Raw genomic sequence first — 26,480 nt, forward strand, 5'->3', positions numbered from 1 at the left:
ACGGGGGCAATCACCTTTCTTGTTGGGCGCGAATTATCTCGCGTGAGACTCAAGATGATTCGGTTGTCCCCGTCACTCTTCACGCAGATTCTCAGGTTTTCTGCCTAGGCTGGTGGTAGAACTGTCCGACGAAAGGCTCAACCGTGGCACAATCCACCGGTCATAACCCGGGCTCACCTCTGCCGAAGCGCGCTGATTATGCGCGTCAGCGTCGCGCCGCGCAGGAAGTGGCCGACCGTGAAGCGGTAGCGAAGGCCCGTAAGCGTCAGTCGCAGCCACCCAAGCAGGCGCCTCAACCGCCTCAGCGTCGTTCGGTGGGCGCGCAGGCGAGCCAGGGGTATTTTGCTCCGGTCACTTCTGCCACCGCCCGCCCGGCTTCTGCGTCTTCGGCTTCCGCTCAGTCACGAGGCCAGTCAACCAAATCAAAACCCGTGGCGAAGAAGAAGTCCGGGTGGGGTCGACGCATTGGCCTGACCATTGTTTTCGCGTTCTTGCTGTCGGTGATTGCTGGCGCGAGCCTGTTCCTTTACATGTATTCACGTGCGACGATTCCTGCCGCATCTGACTTGGCGCTCGCTCAAAAGACGAGCATCTACTATTCGGATGGCACGACCAAGCTCGGTGATCTTGGTGAAGTGAACCGCGAGATCATTGATACGACCACGCTTCCTGACTATGTCGGCAAGGCAATTGTCGCGTCGGAAGACCGGACCTTCTACACCAATTCGGGCGTTGATTTGAAGGGTATTGCTCGCGCCCTGTTCAACAACGTCACAACGGGTTCACGTCAGGGTGGTTCAACGCTGACTCAGCAGTACGTTGAGCGCTACTACACGGGCGAAACCACCTCGTACAAAGGTAAAGCAAAAGAAGCGGTCCTGGCGATCAAGATCAATCGTGAACAGTCCAAGGACGAAATCCTGGCAAACTACATGAATACGATCTACTTTGGTCGTGGCGCATACGGTATTGAAGCGGCAGCAAAGGCTTACTACGGTCATTCGGCTGCTGAAATGACGTTAAGTGAAGCAGCAATGATTGCGGGCATTATCCCAGCGCCTTCCGCGTGGGATCCTGCAGTTGATGCAGACCAGGCGAAGACTCGCTGGGAGCGCGTGCTCAACCTCATGGTCGAAGATGGCTGGATTTCGCAGGCGGAAGCTGATGAGGCAACCTTCCCTGAAACCATCGACCCCGCAACTTTGGAGACTGAATCAATGAGTGGTCCCAACGGCTATCTGATTCAGCAGGTGAAGGAAGAACTGCTCGCCACGGGCGCTTTCACGGAGGAAAGCCTCGACGAGGGTGGCTTGAAGATTACCTCCACCATCGATCAGACGAAGCAGGATCAGGCGGTTGCAGCCGCTCAGACGATGTCGTCGGTCAGTGGTTGGGATCCGGCGACAATGCACGTTGCCCTGTCGTCCATTGACCCTGCAACGGGTGAGATTGTTGCTGAATTTGGTGGCGATGACTACTTGGCTCGTCAGCAGAACGCTGTGACGCAGGATATCGCGATGGCCGGCTCCAGCTTCAAACCGTTTGCGCTCATCGCAAATGCGCGAGCCGGCGGATCTGTCTACGACACATACAGCGGTTCTTCTCCGCAGTCGTTCCCCGGGCTGCCCGAACCCGTTCAAAATAATGCGAACGTGTCTTACGGCAAGATCAATCTGATCACTGCAACCGAGTATTCGGTGAACACCTCGTTCGTCGCCTTGAACAAGGATATTGGTCCGGCTTCCACGATGCAGGCAGCCATTGATGCTGGTATTCCCGAATCTACGCTCGGCTTGGAATCGAGCCTGCTGAACGTGCTTGGCTTCGCATCACCCCACAATATTGATCTAGCAAGTGCGTACGCGACGATCGCCAATGGCGGACAGCGCATGACCCCGCACATCGTTCGTTCCGTGGCTGACTCAGCGGATAACACGATATTTACGACGACCGTTGAAGCTCGCCAGGCATTCTCGTCAACCGATGTGTCGGCAATTATGCCGGCTCTTCAGGCCGTGACCGCTTCGGGTGGTACGGCTGAAACGGTGTCGTCCACTCTGCCAGGTTTTACGACTGCAGGTAAGACGGGCACGTCCAATGACCAGCTTTCAGCCCAGTTCATTGGTTTCGTTCCAGAATTGGTGACCGCTGTTTCGATGTATCAGTCGGACGAAGAAGGCAACGCTGTGTCGCTGGCGAATATCGGTGGCTTGGACCAGTTCCACGGCGGTGACTGGCCTGTGACCGTGTGGAACACATACATGTCGGCGATTTCGTCGACGCTCAGCCAACAGACCTTCTCTTGGTACGTTGCACCGAAACGCAAGTCGAATCAACAGAACATGAGCCAGAGTGGTGCGCAAGCTCCTCAGACTGAAACTTCGGAGCACTCGACCACTGAGTCGAATGACACCCAGGGGCAGACCACGGAGCAGACTCCTGCCCCTGCAACTCCGAGAACCGATCAGCAGAACCAGAACGGGACTGACAATTCCGGACAGAACCAGGGTGGCGGTCAGAACGGTCACAATGGGCAGAATTCTGAGCAGCCTGCGGATAATCCGTAGTCCAAGCATCTAGCCGGTAAAACAGCGGTGGGGCCCTACCAACTGGTAGGGCCCCACCGCTATGTGCTGGCTGTTTACTTCACTCACTCAGCGGTCAAGTAAACAACCGGCGGATGCCAATCACTCAGCGACAACGCGGACCTTGAGGTTCGCGGAAACTTCCTGGTGGAGGTTCACTGAGACGGTGTACTGACCAACGGACTTGATCGGGGCTGCGATGATGACACGACGACGATCGATGGTCTTACCGAGCTGTTCCTTGACGGCGTCAGCAATCGAAGCTGCCGAGACTGCACCGAATAGGCGACCGGACTGGCCGACCTTGCCGGAAACGGTGATGGGCTCTGCTGCCTGAAGGACGTCGCGGAGTTCGCGAGCATCGTCGACAGTTGCGATCTCGTGGCGACGACGTGCAGCTGCGATCTGATCGATCTGCGACTGTGCGCCCTTCGTCCACTTGGTCGCGTAACCGCGGGGAACAAGGTAGTTGCGTGCGAAGCCAGCCTTGACCTCGACGACCTCGCCTGCGTTGCCAAGGTTGGCAACATCGTGGGTGAGGATGAGCTTAGTGGTAGCCATAATAAGTATCCTTCCCCGAATCAGCGGCCGGTCGACGAGTAGGGCAGAAGCGCCATTTCGCGGGCGTTCTTCACTGCGCGGGCAATGCGACGCTGCTCCTGGACGGAAACGCCAGTGACGCGACGTGCACGGATCTTGCCACGGTCAGAGATGAACTTACGCAGAAGCGCAGTGTCCTTGTAGTCGATCGATTCGATCTTGGCCGACTTCAGCGGGTTGGCCTTTTTCTTGATGGGCTTATTGCGAAGTTGAGGCTTCGCCATGATGGTCTCCTTGGATCCGGACGGAATGTTCCGCCCAATTCATGTGATGTCTATGTGTCTGATGTGGGCCCGTGGGCCACCAATCAGAACGGGGGTTCGCCGAACGAGTCACCCTGGGAAGTGCCCCACGGATCATCGTTCGCGCCACCCTGAGGTGCGCTGTAGCTGGCTTGGTTCGATACGTATCCGCTACCGGACTGACCGGCGTTACGGTTTCCACCCTGGTATCCGCCACGTCCTTGGCCGGAGCCGGAACGTTCCTGACGAGTCACCTCGGCGCGGGCCCAACGCAAGGATGGGCCAACTTCTTCGACGCGGAGTTCAACGACGGTGCGCTGAGCACCCGTACGGTCTTCGAAGTTGCGCTGAACCAGGTTGCCCTGGACGATGACGCGCATGCCCTTACGGAGCGATTCGGAGATGTTCTCTGCGAACTCGTTCCATGCGGAGCAACGCATGAACAGGGTGTTGCCATCGCGCCACTGACCAGACTTTGAGTCGTACTGGGAGGGCGTTGAAGCAACGGTGAAGTCGACAACGGCTTGGCCGCTGTTAGTGAAACGAAGTTCGGGGTCAGCGGTGAGGTTACCGACGATCGTGATCTGGGTATCTCGTGCCATGTCAACTCCTAATGACGGTGGTGGAAAATCGAACTGAACTCAGTGAGCGTCGGGGCGCTGGAGCTTGGTGCGCAGGATTGTCTCGTCGAGACCCATGCGGCGGTTGAGCTCGAGCGCGACATCGGGAGTCGTGGTCATGTTAATGACAACGTAGATCCCTTCGGAGCGCTTGAGGATGTCGTATGCAAGACGACGCTTGCCCCAGACGTCAATGTTCTCGATCGAGCCACCGTTTGCGGTGACGGGTGCGAGGTACTTTTCCATCGTGGGGGCGACGGTGCGCTCATCGATCGAAGGATCGAGGATCACCATCAGTTCGTAGTTACGCACTGTTAATCCCACCTCCTGTGGTCTTTGCGGTCACGGACGGTCCGTGACAGGAGGGTAATGCGTGTGCATTTGCGGGTTGCAAACGCGTGGAAAGTCGCTACTGGTGCAACGACTTTCCAAGACTCAAGATTACCGTCAAAATGAGTCCGCGCGCTAGTGGAGTCAGGTAGTGCTGTGTCACTCACTTCCTGCGATGTGAGTGCTTTACCGGGCCTCGTCAATCACCTATGAGGTAGCTGACATTGAACGCAAGAGCCCGCCTTCGGAAAACCAGGTGCGCCAGATGTTCGCCGCGAATCGCGCACCCAGGTAGACGAGGGCGTAGGCCAGCCAGACTCCCACGACGATGGTCGACGAGGCAGCGCCCGCCTGCCTGAGGTATTCGACAACTCCAAGCGCGGGCAGAAGAATGGCCAGCTGGAGGGGACCCGCAATCGCGAAAAACATGTTGTCACCAGCGCCGAGCAGGACGCCGTCAAGCATGAACACCACACCGCAGAATGGGAAACCAAGCACGGACGCGGCCAGTCCCCACTTTGCGAGCTCATGCATCACCGGGTCCGAACCGAATGTCAGGGGAAGCCAAGGGGACAAGAACGCGATGAGCACGGTCAGGATGAAGCCCACTCCAAGACCCCAGATGGTCAGTACTTTAAGGAGCTCACGGAGTTCGGACGAGGACCCCTTGCCGACCGCGAACCCAACGAGGGACTGCGAAGCGATTGCTAACGAATCAAGGATGAAAGATGCGAGAGTCCAGATTGTCAGGACCACCTGGTAGGACGCGACTTCGCTGGCACCAAGATGGGACACCGGCCAGATCGTTGCGAGTCCAGCGACGCGCAGAGCAACACCGCGGACGATCAGTGGGGCGCCTTCAATCGCTGCGTGCGCGATGCCTGAGGCGTCGGGGCGAAGGGTGATCTTTTCGGCTCGAGCATGCGAATAGAGGATCGCAACATACGCGCTCGCCATGCCGATCAATGAAACCGAGGTGCCGATACCGGAGCCTGCGACACCCAACTTGAAGCCGTACATCAGCGTCGCGTTCAAGGCGATGTTGACGAGTGTGCCGACAGCGGTGACGATCAGCGGTGTGCGCGTGTCCTGAAGGCCACGCAACATTCCGACTACGGCGAATCCGACCAGGGTGCCGATCAGGCTGGGAGCTGACGCGATCAGGTACATGGTCGCCTGATGGGAGACCTCGGGATCTTGGGTCAACAGACCCACAAGGGGCTTCGCGCTGGCAATGAGAGCGACGGTGGAGAGGATGCCTAGCCCCAGCGCCAAAATCGTGGCGTTCATGCCTTGTGCAAAAGCGTGCGCTCTATCCCCCGAACCGAGCGCCCGAGCTGTTAATGAAGTTGTGGAATACGCCAGAAAAACGAATAAAACAATGACTGTTTGCAGGATCTGGGAGGCTACGGAAAGCCCTGCGAGCTGCTGTGTTCCCAGGTTTCCCACCATTGCAGAGTCGATGAAAGTAAATAGGGGTTCGGCGATGAGAGAACCGAGAGCGGGGATTGCTAAAGTGAAGATTTTCCGCGTAATACTGCGGTATTTATGGGGTTGGATCCTGCCGTTTTTGAAGGGGGTTTCGGCTTTTTGGTCGGATGGTGTGGAGGGTGAAGACAGTGCCGCCGAAGCCTCAAGTTGGGGTTGAGAGTTCGATGAACCTTTGGGCGTGTCGTCCACTATTTTTCCTTCACTTTGTTTTCCACAATCTGTGCACATATCTGTGGACAACGTATACCATTGCTTTCGGTAAATCGCGCCGAAAAGACTTGTGTAGCATTCTTCAACAAGTAAAACTATCCACATACTGTCCACACCATGCTGTGGATAACACGCTGTATTGTCCACACCTTTTCCGCACGTTATCCCCATTCAAGTTCACCTTGAGAGTGGGCAGAACGTCCATGCGGGGTTATGCTCGCGAGACACCGAAGTATCACGATACTGGCGTAAGGAGAAGCAGTGGCAGAAGAGTTTGATCGCGTCCAACCGCATGATAACGAAGCTGAAGTTGCTGTCCTTGGCTCCATGCTCCTGACCGTTGACGCGATCGTTGATGTCACCGAAGAGATTCGTGGATCTGACTTCTACTCGATGAAACACGAGATTGTCTTCGATGCGATCGTTGAACTCTTCGGACAAAACCAGGTTGCCGATCCCATCACGGTGTCTGACAAGCTCCAGCACGATGGCACTCTGACAAAAATTGGTGGCAGGCCCTACCTGCACACATTGATGGCATCGGTTCCTACTGCCGCCAACGCCGGCTACTACGCGCGCATCGTTCGCGAAAAATCCATTATGCGACGCTTGGTCAGTGCCGGAACGCGAGTCGTTCAATTGGGATACTCCGAAGAAGGCGCGGAAATTGATGAGCTTGTCGATCAGGCTCAACAGGAAATCTTCGCCGTCGCTACCGACCGTGCATCCACCGACTACGTGTCGATGAACACGATGGTGAATTCGCTGGTTGAACACCTTGAAGCCATTCAAAAGAACGACGATCTATTCGGTGTGCCCACCGGCTTTACCGACCTGGATGACCTGACGCAGGGCCTCAAGGGTGGTCAGATGATCATCGTTGCAGCCCGACCGGCAATGGGTAAGTCCACATTCGCACTGGACTTCTGTCGCTCGGCGTCAATCAAGCACGACATCACGTCACTGATCTTCTCGCTCGAAATGAGCCAGCAAGAAATCGCCATGCGTATGGTGTCCGCAGAATCCGGCGTACCACTGACAAAGATGCAGAAAGGCACCATGAACGATGACGATTGGCGCAAGGTCGCCAACACCATCGGCAAGGTCGCACAATCTCCCCTCTACGTTGACGACTCCGCCAACATCACGATGACGGAAATTCGTTCAAAGTGCCGTCAACTCAAGCAGGAACAGAACCTTGGATTGGTCGTCGTTGACTACCTCCAGCTGATGACAACTGGTGGCAAAGCCGAATCGCGTCAGCAGGAAGTCTCGCAAATCTCGCGAAGCCTCAAGCTTCTGGCGAAGGAAGTCGACGTTCCCGTCGTCGCAGTCGCCCAGTTGAACCGTAAGTCCGAAGAACGAACCGACAAGCGCCCCATGATGTCTGACCTGCGTGAATCCGGATCACTGGAACAGGACGCAGACATCATCATGCTGCTTCACCGCCCCGACTACTACAACGAAGACGATCGTCCGGGCGAAGCAGAAATCCATGTCGTCAAACACCGTGCGGGCGCAACGAAGACGATCACTGCGCTCTTCCAAGGACACCTGGCGCGCTTCGCCAACTACACGCGTCGCGAAGAAGACTAATCGGCATCGGCCCCACCCGTCGCGCGCCACCAACGGTGAATCGAGATGTGTGGGCGAGCGTGGCCTCGTCAATCGGCGTCAGGCGTACCGGCAATCTGCTCGCGCACCTTGCGCATCTGCTTACGCGAGCGACGCGACGTGAATGGGGAAGCCGGGCGCCGGGGAAGCAACGTGTGTCAGGGAAGTTGAAGAGTGGTTCTAGAGAAGCGGAATGCGGACGAGCCGGAAGAAGGCAAACAAAAAGCGCGACGAACTGGCGTCGCGCGACTATGCGGGGGCGCGCCTCTTTGCGCGCCCCGAATTACCTATCAGAGAGTTTCGTTCTGCTGCTGCGAGATTGCGTAGGTTGCGGGAACGAACAGGATTGCAGTCAGGCCGACCAGCGCTGCGATTGCAACGGAGAGGGGGGAAGATGCGGCGAGGGCGCCTGCAATACCGAGGGTTGCGAGGATGACGACTGCGACGACCAGAGCGGTGACATCAGCGGTGGTCTGCCAAGAGGCGCGGGAGATTTCAGACTTGACGATGTGAGCCATGGTGGTTTCCTTTGTTCAGCGCTATGCGAAGCACTGAACATGCCCCGCACGGCAATGTGTCAGTTTCGCTACCGAGGAACTAACCTCGTCCAGCACCATTTAATTTAGCAAAGTGTCGGAAACGTTTCCACTGTTGAGCCTGACATCACATCTTTGACGCAAAGCTACGGCCTGCCAAGCATGTGTGAGGCCAAAGTGCATACAACAATCCCCGAGCTGTAAAGCTCGGGGATCCTCTGTCCTGTTTCGGCTATCTGTGCGCGAGCATGCGATCACGATGATCGCTACCGATCACGCCAGTATGCGCCGAGCAGTGAAGTGAAAACGTAGAGTTTCAGCCGAGACGCTGGATGTTCTCAGCCTGCGGGCCCTTCGGACCTGCGGTGACGTCAAACTCAACCTTTTCGCCTTCGATCAAGGTGCGACGGCCAGACGCCTGAACGATGTTTGAGAAGTGAGCGAAAGCGTCTGCGGAGCCATCATCGGGAGTGATGAAGCCGAAGCCCTTGTCGTCGTTGAACCATTTCACAACACCAGTGGTCATGGGTGTTTCCAATCTGTGTGCGCCCCAAGCAATAAGGAAAGAACTAGGAGCAGTCGTACCGTGCCGAGTTCGGCGACGGCATAGTGACCCAACCTCCTGCACACACAACGAAAAACACTTGGAAAAACGTGGGGTACTGCAATGAAACTGTGTAACTACGCGTTTAACGCTACCTCACCCCCATCAATAAAGTGCTATCGCGGGCACTTTCATGGGGCATGTCATGTAATTGGTTTCGCGCCCACTTTTAGTGGTAGGGGTACGCCGGTGTGCGTGGCCACGTGAATGATTGACGAGACCGTCGACGTCTGCGAACTTCATCTGCGCCCGCAGGGAAACCTCGGGTGTAACGAAAAAGAAGGGAAGAAAAGAGGATGTACTTCACCCAAGGGTGAATATAGGGGGTGCCGGCAAATCTGCCGAAGATAGCTTTTCAGCTAAGAAACACGTGGTGCGCGAGGGGGGAGTTGAACCCCCACCCCATTTCTGGGACACGGACCTGAACCGTGCGCGTCTGCCTATTCCGCCACTCGCGCGTGCGTTGAAAAGATTACGGGCAAAAGTGTGTGCACGTCAAATGGAAGATACTTCCTGTCCAATTATGTTGGAATATCGGGGCGTGCACGCGCGTATCACACCAGCAGGTGCGCTGCGACAATTCCCGTAACGTCGGCTACGACGATGAGGATGACGACGAGGTCTGGCCAGTTCAGTTGACTGCCTTTTCCGCGGGTGAACAGGGTGCCACCGCGAAGACTCATTGCGCGTCCCGTGTCGACGGCGCTTCGCGATGCCGCCGATAGGCACGCCGTGATGATGTCGATCCCGGCTTTCACTAGCGTCGTAAACGATGCTCGCATGAGATCGTTGCCCATCCTGAGGCGCGCAGTGTCTACGACGGCGGATGCTTGATCGCCCAATATGGGAAGCGACTTGAGGGCGAGTGCCATCATCGCAGCCCACTCATCAACGGGAGCACCAATCCACTTCAGTGGATAGATCAGGTGCGACAACGCAGTTGCGAGGCGCGCGGTAGAGAATGTCCACGCCAGCAGGTACGTTCCCCATAACACGAGCAGAGCAAGCACGCAGAGTCGCAGGAAAACCCAGAAACCTCCGCCGATCGACGCGCCAATGAATCCGCCGATCACGCCCGACCAGAACCAGAGTGGGGGAATGCGAACGGCCTTCGGTGGAACGCGTGAGATCACGGTTGCCAGGATTAGGGGGATAGCGACCAGTCCAAGCGTCGGCCACTTCGGCCATACGAGCAGGAACGATGTGAGTACCGTCCAGCAGACGATCATGACTTCCGGGCTGGTACGCGTCAGAGGCGACGTCCATGGAAGCGGGCGGGGCAGAGTGAATCCGCTGGGGCGATATGTCTTACGTGAACGCACGCGCGTCATCGGATCACTCCCTGGGCAAGATGCAGGTGATTATCGACCAGATCGATCAGCTCATCCGTATCGTGCGAAATGATGATCAGCCCAAGCCCGTCCGCTCTCCGCTTTCTCAACACGTCACTGAGTAAGCGTCGCGATTCGACATCAAGCCCAGCGAAAGGTTCATCTAGCACCAACACTTTCGGGTGTGACGCTAACACTCCCGCCAGGGCGACGCGACGCATCTGACCGCCGGAAAGATCATCAACGTTGCGCGATGCAAGGTCGCCGGGCAGTCCCACTTCGGCCAAGGCTTTAGCGACAAGCTGGTCAGAATCAACCAGAGTCGACGAGGCGCCTCGGTGGCGGCGAGTCGAATCGGACGAGCCGACAGCTGCACCCACTTTCGCGGCCGCCAAAATATCCTTTGCGACCGTTGGACGTTGTAGTTGTAGGCGCGCGAACTGTCGCGCTAACCCGACGTCACCCACTCGAAGAGAAACAGGGGAGCCACCAAGCGTGCACTCGCCCCACGTTGGTCGCATCAACCCGGTTAGAATCCGTGCCAAGGTGGACTTGCCTGACCCGTTTTCGCCGGTGATCAGTAGTGCTTGACCGGGCGAAACAATAAATGAGACGTCACTGAGAACCGTGTTTTCCCACGGGGATCCGACATCGTAGGCGTGCCCGACATTCTTCACCCACAGGTGGTCAATTGACCCGCCTTGATAGGGCTGAGGAGCTGCAATGCTCCGCTCAATAACAGGTGTGACCTGCGAGTACGTATCTTCAAGAGGGTCCGGTGCATCAGAAGTATCGATGTGCCCATCGCGCAGACGAATCAGCGTGTCAGCACTACTTGCTTCGGTTGCATCGTGCGTAATATGAATGACGGACGTTCCTAAAGCGGGCAGACCATGCAGAACCTCAAGAAGCTCGCGCCGGCCACGCGAATCAATCATCGCCGTGGATTCATCGGAAATGAGCACGCGAGGCTTACGCGCAAGAGCACCAGCCAAAGATAGGCGCTGTAACTGACCGCCGGACAAACGTCGGGGAGAAGCATCTTCAAGGCCCTCCAAACCGACAGTGTGAAGAAGCTCGGGAAGGTCCAGCGAAGCACGCTCATCGTCACTCATTCCCCATGCAATATCCTCGGCCACCGTGTCACCGAGGAACTGCAACTCAGAACGTTGAGCGACAACAGCAGTTCCGGCCTCGTCCCCCAAACCGACACCACCAGGTCGAATCACCTGCCCGCTTGTCGGTTGCGCGCCAGCGAGGACAAGGGAGAGGGTGGACTTGCCGGATCCGTTCGGGCCCGCGATCACCGTGAAGCCATCACTGATATCGAGGGTGATCCCTCGCAAAGCCGGAGTATCAGACCCCGGGTAGGTGAAGGTGACATCACGCAATGAAATAGGGAACGGGTCGGGGGTAGTCGGGGTGTCAGTGCGCTCGCGGTTTGCCGTGTCCACCAACGGATCCCACGGCGCAGTAATCGTGATACGACGTAGAACCTTCATCGTCAGCCAGTGAGCAACTAGCGTCAACACAAAAATGCCAAGAGCTCCAAGGGGTGGAATCCAGTAGTACCAGTGCTCAATCCAGGTGTTGATGATTGCCTGAACGGCGTCCGTTTGTGGTGCCAGCGCGGGAATCTTCCCGATCAGGGCAATGTACCCGTTGGTCGTTGTGCGCAGTGATTCAAGGACGAGGTTCCGCGATTCAGAAAGTACAAGAAGCAGGAGCCATGTGAGGGCCCCGCCTGCGATGCCAAGCAACAGTGCCGCGCCGTAAACGAAAGCGCGGTGGGCTTCTTTGCGCGCGAGGTAGCCGACAACAAGGCCGACGGCGACAGCCTGAGCGACGGTCTGCGCGCTTTGGATACCGCCGACTGCCAGTGACATCAAGATCGTGATGAGAGCGGTGCCAAGGCTGGCGCGCGGGCGCATATGGGCGGTGATCATCGCAATCGGGATTGTTGACCCGATTGTGAAGAAGATGGAGAGCACGGGTATGACCGTTCCTGCGAGTCCGAGTGCAATCGACAGTCCCGCCAGAATGCCGCCGGTTGCGACTTCTGCGGGGGCTAGGGGAGTGCGCCGTTTACTCATGGTTTAAGTGTGCCTTGAACGGGGCGTTTGTGCGCAGTGGGCTAAGCACGCCCGCGGATATCGGTTATTTGTTAACAATTTCAGCATTGTTGTTCGACCAGCAGATTTTCTGTGATGGGCAACATAAAATCGGCGTGACGGTCGGCATTTTCAAAGACAACGAGGTCTTCATCCCATGAGTCGCTCTCATCACCTTCATCATTCGCGCCACTCACATGTAGAAGTGAATCCGCGTTCTGCCCAGAACATGACTACGCGCCAAAAACCGAAGAAAGAAAACGGGATTAGCCCGCTGAAACTCTTCGGACAGATGAGCGCAGCAATCGCTATCATCACCTTCCTATTCGTGCGTCTTCCCGGGCTGGAAGTCGAAGGCTCGCGTATGTTCGGCATCTTTCTTGCCGCGATCCTCCTCTGGGTGACCGAAGCGATTCCGCTGGCAGCGACTGCGACGCTGGTGATTTTTCTCGAAGTTCTTTTCGTGTCCGACCATGCGATTATTCCCGTCGGTGAAGAAGCACCCAAATACACCGTCTTCTTCGGAGCGCTCGCCAACCCTGTGATCATCCTGTTCTTGGGTGGTTTCATGGTGGCCGATGGCGCGGCGAAATATAAAGTGGACCGCGCGCTTTCAGCTGTCTTGTTGAAGCCATTCCTGGGCAAACCACGCTTGACGGTCATGGGCGTCATGCTCATTACCGCTCTGATGAGTATGTTCATGTCGAATACGGCAACGACCGCCACGATGTTCGCGGTCATGATGCCGGTCATCATGGCGTTGCCCGTAGGTAAGGCAAGAACAGGCATTGCACTGTCGATCCCCGTCGCCGCCAACGTGGGCGGTATGGGAACGCCGGTCGGCACGCCCCCGAATGCAATCGCCCTGGGCGCACTGCAGACTGCGGGTATTTCCGTGACGTTCCTTGACTGGATGATCGCCGCTGTTCCGTTGATGCTGATTGTTTTGGCGGTCTCGTGGTTGTTTATTTCGTGGCGCTACATTCCCAAGGATGCGCAGTTCGACATTGATATGACGGCCAAGTTCGATATGTCGCGAAACGCGAAGATCTTCTATGTCGTTTCGCTTCTGACGATCCTGCTCTGGATGACTGAATCGCTCCACGGTGTGTCGGCGAATATCGTTGGTTTCTTCCCTGTCGTTGCACTGATGGTCTTTAAGGTTATGAGCGGTGACGACCTTCGAGCCCTCGACTGGCCTGTGTTGTGGCTGGTCGCAGGTGGTATCGCTCTTGGGTCCGGCGTTGGTAACACGGGCTTGGATAAGTGGATGCTTGGCTCTATCCAGTGGGGATCGATCCCGACGATCATGCTCCTCTTGGTGCTTGCCCTGGTTGGTTGGGTGACCTCGAACGTTATTTCGCACTCTGCGTCGGCAAACCTCTTGATTCCAATGGGTATGGGCTTGGCTACGACGATTTCAACGCCGGCTACCGAAATCGCCATCGTCTTGGCACTCGGTTGCTCGTTGGGTATGTGCCTTCCGATTTCGACTCCGCCGAACGCGATCGCCTACTCGACGGGGACAACGCCGACTCGCGAAATGGCGATCGTTGGCATCGTTGTTGGTGTCTTGGGCGTCGTCCTGCTCTCTTTCGTTGCACCGCTAACGTGGGGCGCGCTCGGAGTGATCTGAGATGGTCACCTTGGGTTCTGATTCACTTCCGCCCGGGGGCGAGGCCCCGCGAGGTCTGCATAATTGTGTGCTGAACAAGCAAGATCCGTGGGAGCGCTCGAATGTCCGCGAAAGAGGGCACAAGCAGGATGCGCACGTCCACATCCTTGTCATCGGTGATGACTCGAGGGGTCTTGCTCGCCAACTGACAACGGATATGGGGATCGCATTCCCGAATCTTTGTCTGGATCGCATCGATTCTGGCGCTGACCTGAATATTTACGATGCCTCCCTGGGCCCGGCTGACCACGTGGTCTTAGGTCTGGTGACGTCCGAAGTCACTCAGATCGATGATCTGCTGGATCAAATGGACGGTCGTCCAATTCTGGAGCCCACCCGCTGGCTGGTGGTGACGGATCAGGACGAGCACACCGACTTGGCACGAGCGACCACGTCCGACCGTTTGGCGTCCGTGATTTCGGTTCCCTGGACTGTTCCGCTTCTTCTGGGCCAGTCATATTCGACGATGGTGGGCCACCTTGAAGCAGACGGTCGAACTGATGACGAGATCCATCTTCTTCTCGGTGATCCACCAGCGAACGCCGTACGCGGTCCGTTGCTGACAGGCCTTGATCACAGCGAGCATGATGTTGTTCGCGAGCTTCTTATTGGCGTTGAAAAGGTTCTGGGTCCCAGACCGCGCCTCGTTATTGAACCAGGAACGGAACTTGCCGTTCAGGGCCAGCCGGTTGGCGCTGTCCACCTTGTGCTCGACGGCGATGTTTCACTGCACCGTGATTCCAATGGCGGGGAAGTCCTTGCGCACCTTGCATCATCCGGCCCTCTCATTGGTCTCGTCTCCCTTGCTCGACGAGAAAACGCATTCTTCACGGCGACTGCAACGTCGACGGCCCGAGTTGTCCGGCTGACCCACGAACAGCTGTCGATTGCGTTGCTTGAAGAACCGTCTCTCGCGACCCCTCTGGCCGCGCTTGCGATTCAGTCGCTGACTCGCAGACTGATGCGCGCCGAAGACCTCCACTTGGAAAACGCGATGCTTGCCGCCGACCTTGAGAGGCAGAAGCAGGAATTGGCGCGCACACTTGAAGACCTTCGAAGCACCAGGGCGGAATTGGTCAATAAGGCGAGGTTCGCGATGCTCGGCGAACTGTCGGCAGGCATAGCGCACGAACTGAATAATCCGATCACTGCGCTGGCGCGCGCGGCAGAACACTTAAATGAAGACATCGACCGTGTTTTGTCTACGTCGCCATCGCTTGAGCCAGCGCGCACGTCCATGCGCTCTGCGTTGGAAGCTCCTCCTCGCTCAACGGCCACGGAACGCGAAATTGTGAAGTCGCTCTTGTCTTCGGCGGGCGGAGACCGGCGCTTGGCGCGTCGCCTCATGCTTGCCGGCGTGACGGAGGCTGCGACGGCCAAAGCTTTGGCGCGCGGGGGAGACGAGGCGCTTAATGTCGTCGAATCCGGTTCAAGGATCGGTTCATCGCTCCGTTCTATTCGCGCAGCCTCTGACCGCGTCATCGATCTGACGAAGTCGCTCAAGGGGTACGCGCGTCCCGACGCGGTAGAACTGCACCCCATCGATGTGCGTGAAGGAGTCGATGACGTTATTCGGTTGACCGGATACAGGATGCGTGACATCGTCGTTACCCGCGACGAGGAAGATGTTCCACCGATCATGGGGATTCCCTCGAGGCTTCAGCAGGTGTGGACCAACATTCTGGTCAACGCTGCCGAAGCGATTGACGATGAGCGCGACGCTATCAAAGATCGGCGAGCGAAAGGTGAAGAATGTGCGCCTGCCCGCGGTGAAGCCCCCGCGCAGATCGACATCACCACCCGGGTTGAGGATGGTCACGTCTGCGTCGTCATCGGCGATAACGGGCCTGGCATTTCGCCGGAACTGGTGGATAAGATTTTTGAACCACACTTCACCACGAAGGCGGGCATGGTTCGATTCGGCTTAGGCATGGGAATGTCCATTGTTCGGTCGATCATTGCCGACCACGGTGGCGAGCTCACCGTTGAATCTCGCCCAGGGCGCACGGTGATGACAGCCCGATTCCCGATGATTGGTGATTCTGCTACTGAGAGTGTCACTGGTACCCATTCTTCTCAGACCGGCGCAGATTCCCCCGCCGACCATTCAACCCACGAAGCGTCCACACCAATGGAGGTAGAACGATGACACTGGCAATTCTGGTTCTCGAAGACGAAGCAGACGTGCGCGACGCGATCGAGCGTGACCTTGAAGAATTCTGGTCGAAGATCAGGCTTGAGGTCGCCGAAGATGCGGACGATGCGTGGGCTGCGGTGGAAGATATCGAGGCGGACGACGATCAGTTGGCGTTGGTCTTGTCGGACCATCGGCTGCCCGGTCGTTCCGGCGTTGACTTCCTCATTGAGCTGACGAAGGACTATCGCTTCGAGCTGGCTCGCACGGTCTTGGTTACCGGTCAGGCTGATCAAGATGACACGATCCGTGCACTGAACGAAGCAGGCTTGGACCACTACATTTCCAAGCCGTGGGATGCAGATGCTCTACGCGCCGTTGTGCGTGATCAGTTGACAAGTTTTGTCCTTGAGGCTGAGGTTGATCCGCTACCGTACATGCCACTTCTCGATGGTGTGCGAATCATGGAGGCTATCCGCTAGTTTCTGTATTCACGAGGACGGGGCCGGGGGCGTTGCACCCCGGCCCCGCGTCGTTTCAGCTAAGACTGTATTCGTTGCCGTTGCGACGAGTTGTGCAGGTGTCTTCTGGCTGATGAGCCCCGTGGAGCTCGGTGTGGTGGGTGCATCCATATGAAACTCGGGGGCGGGTTGCTACGGCAACCCGCCCCCGAGGACAGTCGTATTGAGTTCAGGTGATCGACTCAGCGAGCGCCCGGAGTAACCGACAGGTCGAAGGTGATGGTTTCACCCTCGGGGGAGGTCAGTGTTGCGGTCGTGTCGCCTTCAGCCAGAGGCTTGATCATCGGGGCATCGGAATCGGTGCCGGCAACAAACTCTGCGATCGACGCGTCTTCAACGGTGCCGGTCCAGTGTGCGGCAGCTACCTGATCAACCTTGAGAATCAGGACGCGCTTGATCGGAAGAGTCACCAGCGCACCGGAAATGGTTGCGGGATCCTTTTCGATGGTCAGCATCTGGGTCGACGCGGAAGCGGACTGAGACGTTGCAGCGGAACCCGAAGAATCGGCGGTCTCGGTTGAAGCTGACGAGCAACCTGCAAGAAGAGCGGTTGCGAGAGCAATTGTGCACAGAGAAATAGAGGTTTTCTTCATCATCTTTCAATCATACGGGTGCATTATTCTTGAAAATCCGCAGAGGTCACGTTTGAGTCCCATTTAAAACGTGACCTTTCATTCATCATTGCCAAGACCTAAAGATTAAGGAAAGACCAGTAAAATCAGGCGGAAAGTATCGGAATAGATTTGACCTGCATCGTGCGTGTATCACCCGATCATCGTCGAAAGCGTAGATGCTTTGCAAGAGCCTCGAAGAACATGGAGAAGGACATGGTTGATCTGAATACCCGCCCATCAGCACCCATCGAAAACGACACGATTGCCACTCAGCTTGGGCACCGGACAATCCGAGCTTTCACTGACAGGGCGCTTACCGAAGAAGAACTGACAACACTGTTTGAGGTTGCACGTCAGACTGCCTCTTCTTCATTCCTTCAGCAGTGCACCATCCTGCGGATCACGGATCCTGAGGTTCGTGAGAAGCTCCATCAGGCTTCCGGACAGCCATATGTTGGTGGCACGAAAGGCGAGCTTCTGGTTTTTGTCGCTGATCAGTACTGCAATGCGCGAATTCGCGAAGAAGCGGGGATCGAAGACACCCCACTTCACACGGTCAACTTGTTTCTCACCGCCCTTCACGATGCTCTGCTCAGCGCGCAAAACGTTGTTGTCGCTGCTGAATCGATGGGCTTGGGAACGTGCTACCTCGGCTCAATTCACGCGAATCCGGAACTGGTTATCGAGGCCCTTAACCTGCCGAAGCTAACCTTCCCTGTCCTCGGCTTGCTCATTGGCCACCCCGACCAGTCGCCTCAGTACAAGCCTCGCCTGCCCCTGTCGGTCACGGTCGCCGATAACACGTATCCGTGCTTGGACTCGTATGAAGAAGCTTTGGCTGAATACGACCAGAGGATCACCGAGTACTACGACCTGCGTGATACGTCCAAGCGCGTCGAGTCATTTTCTACTCTCGTACGTACCAAAGTTGGTATCGGCGGTGCACAGGTTTCAGACATTCTGAGAGTTATCCACAAGCAGGGGTTTGACCTCTAAACAAAAACCATTGTTTCGACTACATTCAATCTCAACAGATTTGATGTAAGCGCCACGCAACACCTGAAGCAATTCGGGGGCGTTTCATTCAATGACATCGAATGAGATAAACAACGGTAGTTTCTCGCACAACAATGCGGGTGACACAACGACCTTGAGGATGTGCGACATGGAAGGCTTCGCCTACGGATTCTCGACCTACGTTTTTATCGAGCGAAACTCAGCCAACTCGGCAGTACTTCATCCCTATCCGGAAACCAAGATTGAAGCAGTCCGAGATGCGTTGGATGATGCTGGCTACGATATGGAGATTCTCGGCAAGGGAGATATCAACACTGGGCGCGAGCGCGCTGGTGAGGGCATCTACTTCACCGAACAGCCTTTCCCTGACGAGGTCCTCGGTGACTTGGCAGACGCTCTGATTGTTCGTGGTTTCGGTGCCTTTGCGTACTCGTTGATTGAATCCTCCTTCGATTCGGGCGCAAAGATCTCGCTCTTTACCCGCATGGGGAAGAACATTGTCGAGGCCGGCAATCGTGTGATTATGACCCACATGTATATCGGCGAGATCGAAGGTAGGAAGGAAGCGCGTACCTGGTTTTTCGGTTCCCCGACCGATTTGGCTGAAGCTGAAATGCTGTTGCTGTCTCGTTTTTCCACTCAGCCGGTACATGACGTTCACGGCATGGCGGCAATTGAGATCGTGCACGCGGACTACTCACAGGGCTTCCTGTCCCACACCGAATTGATGAGCGCGATGCTGAATGTGCTTGGCAAGTCCGGGTATAACGGACCCGCGTTCGTCACCGATTCGTCCATTATCTAGCGGGGGTTATGGGCTCTCGCCCAACACATGTCCTGAACATGGATGTGGGGCTCCGCGCCTTGGCGCGGAGCCCCACATCCATGTTTTATTCCTGCACGTACCTGACAGCGTTAGTGCAGGATTCGTGACAGGAAGTCTCGAGTCGCGTCTTCCTGAGGATTGTCGATCACCTGCGAGGGTGTTCCCTGCTCGACGATGCGACCGTGCTCAAGGAAGACAACGCGGTCTGCAACGTTGCGCGCGAAGCCAATTTCGTGCGTGGCCATGAGAATCGTTGATCCTTGCGCTTTGATTTCGCGGACGAGGTCCAGAACTTCGCCGACCAAGACGGGGTCAAGTGCGGATGTGATCTCGTCCAGCAGAAGTAGTTCGGGGTTGGTGGCAAGCGCGCGGACGATAGCGACGCGCTGTTGTTGGCCACCGGACAGACGATCGGGGAATTCCTTCGCCTTGTTTTCCAAACCAATTCGGCTGAGAAGTTCCATGCCACGCTGGTCAGCCTTTTCGCGATCCCATCCGTGGACCTTGCGTGCCGCCAGAGTGACGTTGGCAAGAACGGACATGTGGGGGAACAAGTTGTAGTGCTGGAAGACAACACCGATACGTGAACGAACCTTGTCGACGTTCACTGACGGATCAGTGATGTCTTCGCCAGCAAGGAAAATCTGGCCGTCGTCAACGCGCTCAAGCAGGTTGGCGCAGCGCAGAAGTGTGGACTTACCGGAGCCGGATGCACCGAGCAAGACGACGACTTCGTGCGAATTGACTGCAAGGTTCAGCCCGCGAAGCACGACGTTGTCGCCGAATCGTTTGACGACGCGCTTGGCTTCAAGGACGGGCGTGCTTGCGGTGTTCAAAAAAACGTGGGCTGTGGGGGTGCTCATCAGACGGTGCCTTCCATTTGTTCGCGCTGGCGCAGGCGTGCCGTGTACCAGTCAGACAAGCGGATGAAGGGGAATGACATGACGATAAACAGCAGGCCAGCAACGACGTACGAGGTGAAGTTGTACGTCATTGCCTGGTAGATCTGCGCTCCGCGGATCGCGTCGACAGCGCCGAGGACCGAGATCAGGCCGACGTCTTTCTGCATTGAAATGAAGTCATTCATCAATGCCGGCGTGACTTTACGGATTGCCTGCGGGACGATGATGTGGCGCAAAGTCTGGCCGTGCGTCAAGCCAAGCGAACGCGCAGCGTAACGCTGGGACGGGTGAACCGATTCCAGACCTGCGCGCAGGACCTCGGCAACATATGACGTGTAGGTGAGGATCAGCGCGACCGTGCCCAAGAACGCGACTGGGATGCGCGTTGTCGGGTTGAGTGCCGGAATACCAAAGCCAATCAGGTAAAGAACCACCAGGAACGGGACACCGCGGAAAATATCCGTGTACGCAGCCGCTAAGAATCGGACGGGGAAGAAGATCGGGCCACCCAAAGTGCGTGCCGCAGCCAGTAACGTTGCGAAGAAGGCAACGCCGATGACGGACACCAGCAGAATCCGGATGTTCAGCCACAAGCCTTCGGCAACCTGCGGGAGCGCTTTGATGAAGTGCTCGCCTGAGAAGAAGGTTTCCTGCGTGCGTTCCCACCCGGGAGAGCGGGTGATAACGAACCACATGACCAGTGCGAAGACCAGTGTTGAGGCCATGGAGATCAGAATCGATCGTGTTGCACGCTTACGCCGATACGCGCGACGGCCGAGTTCCACGTCAGAAACGGGGAGCCCGGCCATCACGTCGGTAGCATCAGTGTTTACTGCTGGGGACACGTATTGTCCTTCGTTATCAGTGCCGGCTATCGTCCGAGCCGGCAGTCAAACTGCGGTTGACGAAACGTCACTTGATTAGCGGGACCGCGACACTTTCAGAGAGCCACTTGGACTGGAGTTCAGAAAGGGTGCCCTTGTCACGCAGGGAATCAACGGCTGCGGTGACGGCTGCGGTCAGCTTCGATCCCTTCGGCAGAACAATGCCATAGTCGTCGCCATTGGAGGTGGCCTCGAACTGGCCGACAATGACGCCATTATCGATCTGAGCGCTGGTCATGTAGAACGCGGTCGGAAGGTCGACGACGATCGCGTCAACCTGGCCGTTCTGCAAGGCAGCAAGAGTGTCGTCGGAGTTGTTGTAGATCGAAGCCTGCTTGGACAGCTGATCACCAAGCGTGTTCGTGATGAACTGCTGCGAGGTGGTGCCGGCCTGAACGCCGAACTGAACATCCTTCAGTTTTGCGATGCTCTGAGCGGAGGCGGCAGCGGAGCCTTCAATGGCAACAACAGCCTGAGAGGTCGTGTAGTACGGGCTGGAGAAATCAACGGCCTGCTTACGCTCGTCCGTGATGGAGAACTGCTGAAGGTTAATGTCCCAGTCCTTTGCGCCCGGAGCGATAGACGAATCGAAGGTTGCGCGGGTCCACTGGACGTTTTCCTTGCTGTAGCCGAGTTCTTCGGCGACAGCGTATGCGACGGCTGCTTCGAAGCCTTCACCGGATTCGGGAGCGTTATCGATAACCCACGGGGAGTAGGCTGGTTCGCCGGTGGCGATGGTCAGCTTGCCGGGGGTGACGGTTTCAAGCGCACCAGACTGAGTGGCGACCGATGTGGCAGATTCCGACGACGTGTCAGCAGAACCCGAGCATGCGCTCAGGAACAGTGCAGCAGACGTTACCAGCGCGAGAGCGGAGAATGAACGGACAGAACGGCGCATCAAATGCCTCCAGTTAGCCTGATGGGAAACTCAGTCGCAGTTTTCCGCGACCTCTTCAGCCTACGGGCGACCATGTACAGATTCGTCTGCAATCTTGCTTCACGGACGTTTGTGACAAGAAAATCACACGTTTTCTGCGAGTCTCCAGTCTTCGTAGGTGAATTCGGGTGAGACAACACACGTTGCCAATGCGACGCTATCGCGTGCGAACGTTCGCTGCCATGTTCCTGCTTTCACCAGGACCTGAACAGGGTTCGCCGCGTCGGTGGGCACCTGCGGTGTTCCGGCCTGATCAGGTGAAGGCGATGCGGACTGGGTTCCGGCCTCGTTCACCGTCGAAACCTGGGGTGCACCCAAGATGATGGTTTCGGGTTGGTTGCATGGCGCGTCCCCGGTTCCGCCGAACTGGATTTCGAGCGCGCCCGGCCCATGCCAGAGCCACAACTCATCGGAGCGGACGACGTGCCAGCGGGCTTCCATGTCCTGGTCGAGCAGGAACAGGATCGCGGACGCGGTCGCTCGTCGCCCACCCTCCGTTTCCACGACCGCGGGCGCTGTCCATGTTCTGCGGAACCAGCCACCCTCGGGGTGTGGCTCAAGGCAAAGAGAGTTCACGAGGCCGATCGCCTCGGTGGAAACGTCTAGCTGATCGGTCATCGGAGGCTTCCGTCGCGCGAGAACCTGACCTGACCTGCGATCACTGTTTCAACTTGACGACCCGCGCCGTAGCGAACAACGTCTTCGATTGAACCCGTGATGTCGGAAACAGGGACATCGATGACGCACAGGTCTGCCACCGCGCCCGCTTGAAGCTGACCAACGCGATCCGGTCCCGTCGCGAGTCCCATGGCCCACGCACCCCCTAGTGTTGCGGCGTTGAGTAACCTACGTGCCAGGTCGGACGCGCGATACCCCTGGTTGCGTGCGATATCGAACAGGACGGCAACATCTTCCATTACGTCCAGCGAGGGCGACGATGACAGCGAGTCGGTGCCGACAGCAATCATATTGCCCTCATTGAGGTAGGCGGCCACGGGTGGCGCATCCAAACCAATGACACGGTTCGAACGCGGGCAAAGCGCCACGGCAGTCGAACGAGAACGCAGACGGCGACGATCATCTGCCGTCATGTACACGCCGTGCGCAACGTGGCAGTCGGGGCCGAGAACTCCCAGCTGGTCAACGAACTGCGTCGCTGAGAAACCGCCACCGCGAGCGCGCATCGCCGTGAACGACGACGAGTCACCGGTGCGCCAGAGGTCTGAGAGTTCGCCCGTGCGGCCTTCAGCCCATTCGGCTTCCGAGTGTGATTCACCGAGGTGAATGTGCAGTCGAACTCCGCGCCTGCGCGCCAAGTCGGGCAGATCGAGTAGCGGGTCAGCTTCGAGTGAGTAGGGGGCGTGTGGCGAAATGCCGACGGCAGGAGGGGTGGGCATTGCGTCGAGAGCCTTCTCGACGGTTGCGGGCCCGCGCTCTTTCCAGTCGTCGTTCGTCCAGTCCATGACCTCCCAGTAGGCGACGCCGTGTAAGCCAGCGTTGTGAAGTGCGGACGCGGCTTCGGGATCGGTCACTACGTCGGCGGCGCTGGTCGTGCCCGCTTCGAGGAGCATGTGCGCGCCGGTCGACGCATCCTTACCCCAATCCAAACCGCCTGCGTCGTAGACGGCGTTGAACCCGCTGATCCAGTCGGGCATCCCTCTGTATTGCTTGACACCAACTTCGGCCATTCCCGTGTACTGCAGGTGCGTGTGCGCATTCACGAGGCCGGGAAGCAAAACCCCATCAAAGTGGCGCTCCGAATATGACAGTCCGCGCTCGGCCAGCGTTTCCAGAACCCAGTCGCGCGCCCCAACGTGCTCGATGCGACCATCTTTCACTGCGACAGCGCCATCCATGACGGACGGAGCGGTAATCGGGATAACCAGTCCGGCAGACCAGACTTGAACGTTAGACATGAGTTTCCTTCGCGAAAGAAATCGGCTGGGGTTCGGTCGTCCACTGCAGGTCGAGCGCGCGCCGTGCGACCAGATTATCTGCATCCTCGGGCAGGGAGTGCACGCCTGGTGATAACGGATCGTGTGTGGGGTTCTCGTGCGTGAGCAGTTCGCGCAGTGAAGACACCTGGACGGCGAAGCTCATATCCATGATTTCGATAGCGTTGCCTTCGCCGGCTGTGCAGTTAATGCACCCGCCCTTGTCGAGGATCGTGATGTGGCGGTGGGTGGCCTCGTTCCCCTGCGCACTACCTGGGAGAGCAGGATCTGTAGCCGTCGCGGGAACGTAGAGCAGACCGACTGCGCGATCATCGCTATCTACCCAAGTCCAACCGGCTTTGAGAGCCTCTGAAAGGGCAACTTCGTCGGTTACGCCACCGGATACCGTCACCACGCACGCGTCGGGCATTGCAGTGAGGGCTTCGAGGGTGATCGTGTCACGTTCGCCGGTTGCGCTCATCACCCAATCGGCGTTCGCGCAGGCATCGAGAAGCGAGGCTGTCTGGAACCCATCCATGCGAGCACGCAGTTCGCGCACCGGATCGAGCTCCACCACTGTCACCAGAGCGCCACACGCGCGGGCAAAGCGAGCACCGCCCATGCCAACATCGCCGTAGCCCACAACCACGAAACGCTGATTCCAGAGCGGAACCCCCTGTAACTGCGGATCAACGAGGTCCAGAGAAGTCAGCAAACAGGACTGGCCCGTCGCATACGCGTTATCGAAAAGAGTCTTCGAGCGCGCATCATTCGATGCCATCACCGGGATGCGTAACGGAAAGCCCCGAAGCGGACGAATCCCCGACGTCGTCTCTTCCGCGGCACCCTTCAAGGTAGTCAGAGCGTTAGGAGCGCGCGTCTCGTCATGCGCCATGCGGATCAGATGCGATCCATCATCGAGCAGGAACTCGATCCCACTGGTCAGAAACTGGCGAGCAAGCTCTTCTTCACGCTCCGGTGTCGCGCTCGACTCCGCAAAGACGGCAAGCCCTGCCGCACGAAGCTGATCCGCCACATCGTCCCGAGTTTCATCTGCGTGCCCAAACACGCTGACCGTCGCGCCCGCTTCCTTCAGCAGGAGAGCGAGCACCGCCGTCTTCGGCTCCAATACCAACGCGAGCCCGACATGACGACCCTTAAGAGCGCCCGTTGCTACAAGATCACTGACCGTCGCACGCGTCACCGGCATGAATGATCGCGCCCACGCCAGACGACGCTGCGCATAACTCGCATCATTCTTAGGATCATAGGGATCCCGAAGAAGCTTCCCATCCGAATCAAGAACCTGAACGTGGGGAGGAATCTGGCGAACATCAGGCTCCTCATCCACATTCACATACATGCCAACCTGCGACGGATTCACACGCACAACGGGCGCCTCATTCACGCCCACCACCACACTAATGTGCCCTAACGACTGTTCGGCAGCCTCTTCGGGACGTACAACCACCGCGTCAGCGGTGGCCTCGTCAACCGAATTCACAAACCTGACATGCGCGCCAAACCCCGAGAGCAACGACCCCAGTGCCTCGTACACCTCGCACCACCATGGCGAGGACGCGCTCGCGGACGTCAGAATCGCAAACGAGCGACCAGCAACCAGCAGATTCGTCGTTGCCGCAAAACGACGCACCACAACCTGCGCGATGGCACGCGAATCAGAAGAGGTCGAAGCAAAAGGACGAACATATTTCATACCAACGACGCTAGCAAGACGTAGTCTCACGCACAGTCAGAGCACAAGAATTCGAACACAATCGCATAAACGTCGACAATCTCACGCATGAAATGAGACCAGGAACAGCTTTCGTGTCGGATACGTCCCCAACAATCGGGGACAATCGAAGCATGACACTGCTTGAACCCACCGACCTGTCATCCCTCGCTACCGACTGCGACCTGCGTCTTGTCGCTGTCGACATGGACGGTACCCTGCTCGATGACGACAAAAACTTCCCCGAGAGACTCCCTGAACTCCTCGACATCATGGATGAGCGTGGGATCGTGTTCGCCCCATCATCAGGACGCCAAGCATGGACGTTGCTCGACATGTTCCCCGGACGCCCCGGAATGACAGTCATCGCTGAAAACGGTGCGATTGTCATGAAAGACGGCAAGGAAGTTTCATCCAGCCCCATCGATCACGAAACTCTCCACCGTGCCATCGACATGGTGCGCGACGCCGTCGCAACCGGAATCAATGGTGGCCTAGTCATGTGTGGCAAGCAATTCGCCTACGTTGAACGCACGGACGACCTATTTGTTGACGGCGTCTTGCCCTACTACCACCGCACCAAACGAATCGCCGATCAGCACGAGATCATCGACATGATCGATTCCGGTGAAATCGACGACGACATCGTGAAGCTCGCCGTCATGTGTCTTGACCCGGTGGGCCCGCTGGCTGAAGCAACACTTGCGAACTTCGCGGACACTCACCAGTATGCGGTTTCCGGAGATAACTGGGCTGACCTGCAGATTCGTGGCGTCGACAAGGGTGATGCTGTGCTCGCACTGCAGGACGCTCTTGGTGTGACGCCCGCGCAGACCGCAGCATTCGGCGACTTCCACAACGACATCTCCATGTTCAAGTACGCCGACTGGTCGTTCGCCATGGCGAACGCTCACGCTGACGTTGTTGCGGAAGCCCGATATATTGCGCCGTCCAACAATGAAGATGGTGTCGGCCAGGTTGTTCGCACCCTGATAGGAGATGACTGATTTTCGCGAAGTGACCCCGG

General features: G+C 57.4%; 25 protein-coding genes and 1 tRNA gene. 8 read left to right on the forward strand and 18 right to left on the reverse strand.

All coding sequences use genetic code 11. The annotated features are described in order from the left end of the window. The first annotated feature begins 143 nt into the window (after window positions 1–143). Window positions 144–2,567: a transglycosylase domain-containing protein gene (locus HMPREF9241_RS02000; protein ID WP_006680612.1), complete on the forward strand. Its 2,424-nt coding sequence runs from the start codon at window positions 144–146 to the stop codon at window positions 2,565–2,567. 120 nt (window positions 2,568–2,687) lie between these two features. Here the strand turns inward: HMPREF9241_RS02000 and rplI are convergent, their stop codons facing one another. The 5 genes from rplI to HMPREF9241_RS02025 all read right to left on the reverse strand — a co-directional run bounded on the left by rplI (window position 2,688) and on the right by HMPREF9241_RS02025 (window position 6,249). Next, window positions 2,688–3,146, reverse strand: a complete 459-nt coding sequence (gene rplI, locus HMPREF9241_RS02005) for a 50S ribosomal protein L9 (RefSeq protein WP_006680613.1) — start codon at window positions 3,144–3,146, stop codon at window positions 2,688–2,690. Window positions 3,147–3,166: 20 nt separating this feature from the next. Continuing rightward, complete coding sequence (gene rpsR / locus HMPREF9241_RS02010) at window positions 3,167–3,409, reverse strand: 30S ribosomal protein S18 (protein WP_006680614.1); 243 nt, start codon at window positions 3,407–3,409, stop codon at window positions 3,167–3,169. Window positions 3,410–3,492: 83 nt separating this feature from the next. Continuing rightward, entirely contained in the window at window positions 3,493–4,029 is a 537-nt protein-coding gene (locus HMPREF9241_RS02015; protein WP_006680615.1) for a single-stranded DNA-binding protein, read from the reverse strand. 39 nt (window positions 4,030–4,068) lie between these two features. Further along, on the reverse strand, window positions 4,069–4,359 hold the full coding sequence (gene rpsF / locus HMPREF9241_RS02020; protein ID WP_006680616.1) for a 30S ribosomal protein S6: 291 nt from the start codon (window positions 4,357–4,359) through the stop codon (window positions 4,069–4,071). 225 nt (window positions 4,360–4,584) lie between these two features. Next, a complete protein-coding gene (locus tag HMPREF9241_RS02025; RefSeq protein WP_103632860.1) occupies window positions 4,585–6,249 on the reverse strand; it encodes an MATE family efflux transporter in 1,665 nt (554 codons plus the stop codon). 90 nt (window positions 6,250–6,339) lie between these two features. Between HMPREF9241_RS02025 and dnaB the strand changes: the two genes are divergently transcribed. Further along, window positions 6,340–7,674 (forward strand): replicative DNA helicase, encoded by a 1,335-nt coding sequence (gene dnaB / locus HMPREF9241_RS02030; RefSeq protein WP_006680618.1) that lies wholly within the window; start codon window positions 6,340–6,342, stop codon window positions 7,672–7,674. Between the two features lie 308 nt (window positions 7,675–7,982). Here the strand turns inward: dnaB and HMPREF9241_RS02035 are convergent, their stop codons facing one another. From HMPREF9241_RS02035 to HMPREF9241_RS09695, 6 genes are all read right to left on the reverse strand, one after another. After that, window positions 7,983–8,210, reverse strand: coding sequence for a hypothetical protein (locus tag HMPREF9241_RS02035; RefSeq protein ID WP_006680619.1), 228 nt, complete (start codon window positions 8,208–8,210; stop codon window positions 7,983–7,985). 334 nt (window positions 8,211–8,544) lie between these two features. Then, window positions 8,545–8,754 carry a cold-shock protein gene (locus tag HMPREF9241_RS02040; protein WP_006680620.1) on the reverse strand — a complete coding sequence of 70 codons (210 nt, stop codon included), beginning with the start codon at window positions 8,752–8,754 and terminating at the stop codon, window positions 8,545–8,547. Between the two features lie 449 nt (window positions 8,755–9,203). After that, a tRNA-Leu gene (locus tag HMPREF9241_RS02045) sits at window positions 9,204–9,290 on the reverse strand. Between the two features lie 96 nt (window positions 9,291–9,386). Next, a complete protein-coding gene (locus HMPREF9241_RS02050) occupies window positions 9,387–10,163 on the reverse strand; it encodes a CbiQ family ECF transporter T component (protein ID WP_006680621.1) in 777 nt (258 codons plus the stop codon). Further along, a complete protein-coding gene (locus HMPREF9241_RS02055; protein WP_006680622.1) occupies window positions 10,160–12,256 on the reverse strand; it encodes an ABC transporter ATP-binding protein in 2,097 nt (698 codons plus the stop codon). Before HMPREF9241_RS02055 ends, HMPREF9241_RS02050 begins: the two co-directional genes overlap by 4 nt. 80 nt (window positions 12,257–12,336) lie before the next feature. Further along, complete coding sequence (locus tag HMPREF9241_RS09695) at window positions 12,337–12,471, reverse strand: hypothetical protein (RefSeq protein WP_279378218.1); 135 nt, start codon at window positions 12,469–12,471, stop codon at window positions 12,337–12,339. A 32-nt stretch (window positions 12,472–12,503) separates the two neighbouring features. Between HMPREF9241_RS09695 and HMPREF9241_RS02060 the strand changes: the two genes are divergently transcribed. The 3 genes from HMPREF9241_RS02060 to HMPREF9241_RS02070 are packed head-to-tail and all read left to right on the forward strand — an operon-like array spanning window position 12,504 to window position 16,565. Then, a complete protein-coding gene (locus HMPREF9241_RS02060; protein WP_131367624.1) occupies window positions 12,504–13,910 on the forward strand; it encodes an SLC13 family permease in 1,407 nt (468 codons plus the stop codon). 1 nt (window position 13,911) lies between these two features. Beyond that, window positions 13,912–16,098, forward strand: a complete 2,187-nt coding sequence (locus HMPREF9241_RS02065) for a sensor histidine kinase (RefSeq protein ID WP_006680624.1) — start codon at window positions 13,912–13,914, stop codon at window positions 16,096–16,098. Continuing rightward, the gene (locus tag HMPREF9241_RS02070; protein ID WP_006680625.1) at window positions 16,095–16,565 is read left to right on the forward strand and encodes a response regulator; all 471 of its coding nucleotides are present in this window, start codon (window positions 16,095–16,097) and stop codon (window positions 16,563–16,565) included. The genes HMPREF9241_RS02065 and HMPREF9241_RS02070 overlap by 4 nt, the downstream gene beginning before the upstream one ends. A 221-nt stretch (window positions 16,566–16,786) precedes the next feature. Here HMPREF9241_RS02070 and HMPREF9241_RS02075 read toward each other — a convergent pair whose 3' ends face one another. Continuing rightward, window positions 16,787–17,200, reverse strand: a complete 414-nt coding sequence (locus HMPREF9241_RS02075) for a hypothetical protein (protein ID WP_006680626.1) — start codon at window positions 17,198–17,200, stop codon at window positions 16,787–16,789. A gap of 231 nt (window positions 17,201–17,431) precedes the next feature. Here HMPREF9241_RS02075 and HMPREF9241_RS02080 point away from each other — a divergent pair, with 231 nt between their 5' ends. Next, window positions 17,432–18,214 (forward strand): NADPH-dependent oxidoreductase, encoded by a 783-nt coding sequence (locus HMPREF9241_RS02080; RefSeq protein ID WP_006680627.1) that lies wholly within the window; start codon window positions 17,432–17,434, stop codon window positions 18,212–18,214. A 91-nt stretch (window positions 18,215–18,305) separates the two neighbouring features. After that, the gene (locus HMPREF9241_RS02085) at window positions 18,306–19,040 is read left to right on the forward strand and encodes a hypothetical protein (RefSeq protein WP_243440753.1); all 735 of its coding nucleotides are present in this window, start codon (window positions 18,306–18,308) and stop codon (window positions 19,038–19,040) included. A gap of 110 nt (window positions 19,041–19,150) precedes the next feature. Here the strand turns inward: HMPREF9241_RS02085 and HMPREF9241_RS02090 are convergent, their stop codons facing one another. The 6 genes from HMPREF9241_RS02090 to HMPREF9241_RS02115 all read right to left on the reverse strand — a co-directional run bounded on the left by HMPREF9241_RS02090 (window position 19,151) and on the right by HMPREF9241_RS02115 (window position 25,435). Continuing rightward, complete coding sequence (locus HMPREF9241_RS02090) at window positions 19,151–19,924, reverse strand: amino acid ABC transporter ATP-binding protein (RefSeq protein WP_006680629.1); 774 nt, start codon at window positions 19,922–19,924, stop codon at window positions 19,151–19,153. After that, complete coding sequence (locus HMPREF9241_RS02095) at window positions 19,924–20,772, reverse strand: amino acid ABC transporter permease (protein WP_040318460.1); 849 nt, start codon at window positions 20,770–20,772, stop codon at window positions 19,924–19,926. Before HMPREF9241_RS02095 ends, HMPREF9241_RS02090 begins: the two co-directional genes overlap by 1 nt. A 103-nt stretch (window positions 20,773–20,875) precedes the next feature. After that, the gene (locus HMPREF9241_RS02100; protein WP_006680631.1) at window positions 20,876–21,745 is read right to left on the reverse strand and encodes an ABC transporter substrate-binding protein; all 870 of its coding nucleotides are present in this window, start codon (window positions 21,743–21,745) and stop codon (window positions 20,876–20,878) included. A gap of 123 nt (window positions 21,746–21,868) precedes the next feature. Continuing rightward, entirely contained in the window at window positions 21,869–22,402 is a 534-nt protein-coding gene (locus tag HMPREF9241_RS02105; protein WP_006680632.1) for a cupin domain-containing protein, read from the reverse strand. Beyond that, on the reverse strand, window positions 22,399–23,700 hold the full coding sequence (locus HMPREF9241_RS02110; RefSeq protein WP_006680633.1) for an amidohydrolase family protein: 1,302 nt from the start codon (window positions 23,698–23,700) through the stop codon (window positions 22,399–22,401). The genes HMPREF9241_RS02105 and HMPREF9241_RS02110 overlap by 4 nt, the downstream gene beginning before the upstream one ends. Then, entirely contained in the window at window positions 23,693–25,435 is a 1,743-nt protein-coding gene (locus HMPREF9241_RS02115) for an adenosylhomocysteinase (protein WP_050998764.1), read from the reverse strand. Before HMPREF9241_RS02115 ends, HMPREF9241_RS02110 begins: the two co-directional genes overlap by 8 nt. Before the next feature lie 152 nt (window positions 25,436–25,587). Here HMPREF9241_RS02115 and HMPREF9241_RS02120 point away from each other — a divergent pair, with 152 nt between their 5' ends. Continuing rightward, window positions 25,588–26,460 carry a Cof-type HAD-IIB family hydrolase gene (locus HMPREF9241_RS02120; protein WP_179370097.1) on the forward strand — a complete coding sequence of 291 codons (873 nt, stop codon included), beginning with the start codon at window positions 25,588–25,590 and terminating at the stop codon, window positions 26,458–26,460. Window positions 26,461–26,480 lie beyond the last annotated feature (20 nt).

The sequence above is a fragment of the Schaalia turicensis ACS-279-V-Col4 genome (genome assembly GCF_000296505.1).
Taxonomy (GTDB): domain Bacteria; phylum Actinomycetota; class Actinomycetes; order Actinomycetales; family Actinomycetaceae; genus Pauljensenia; species Pauljensenia turicensis_A.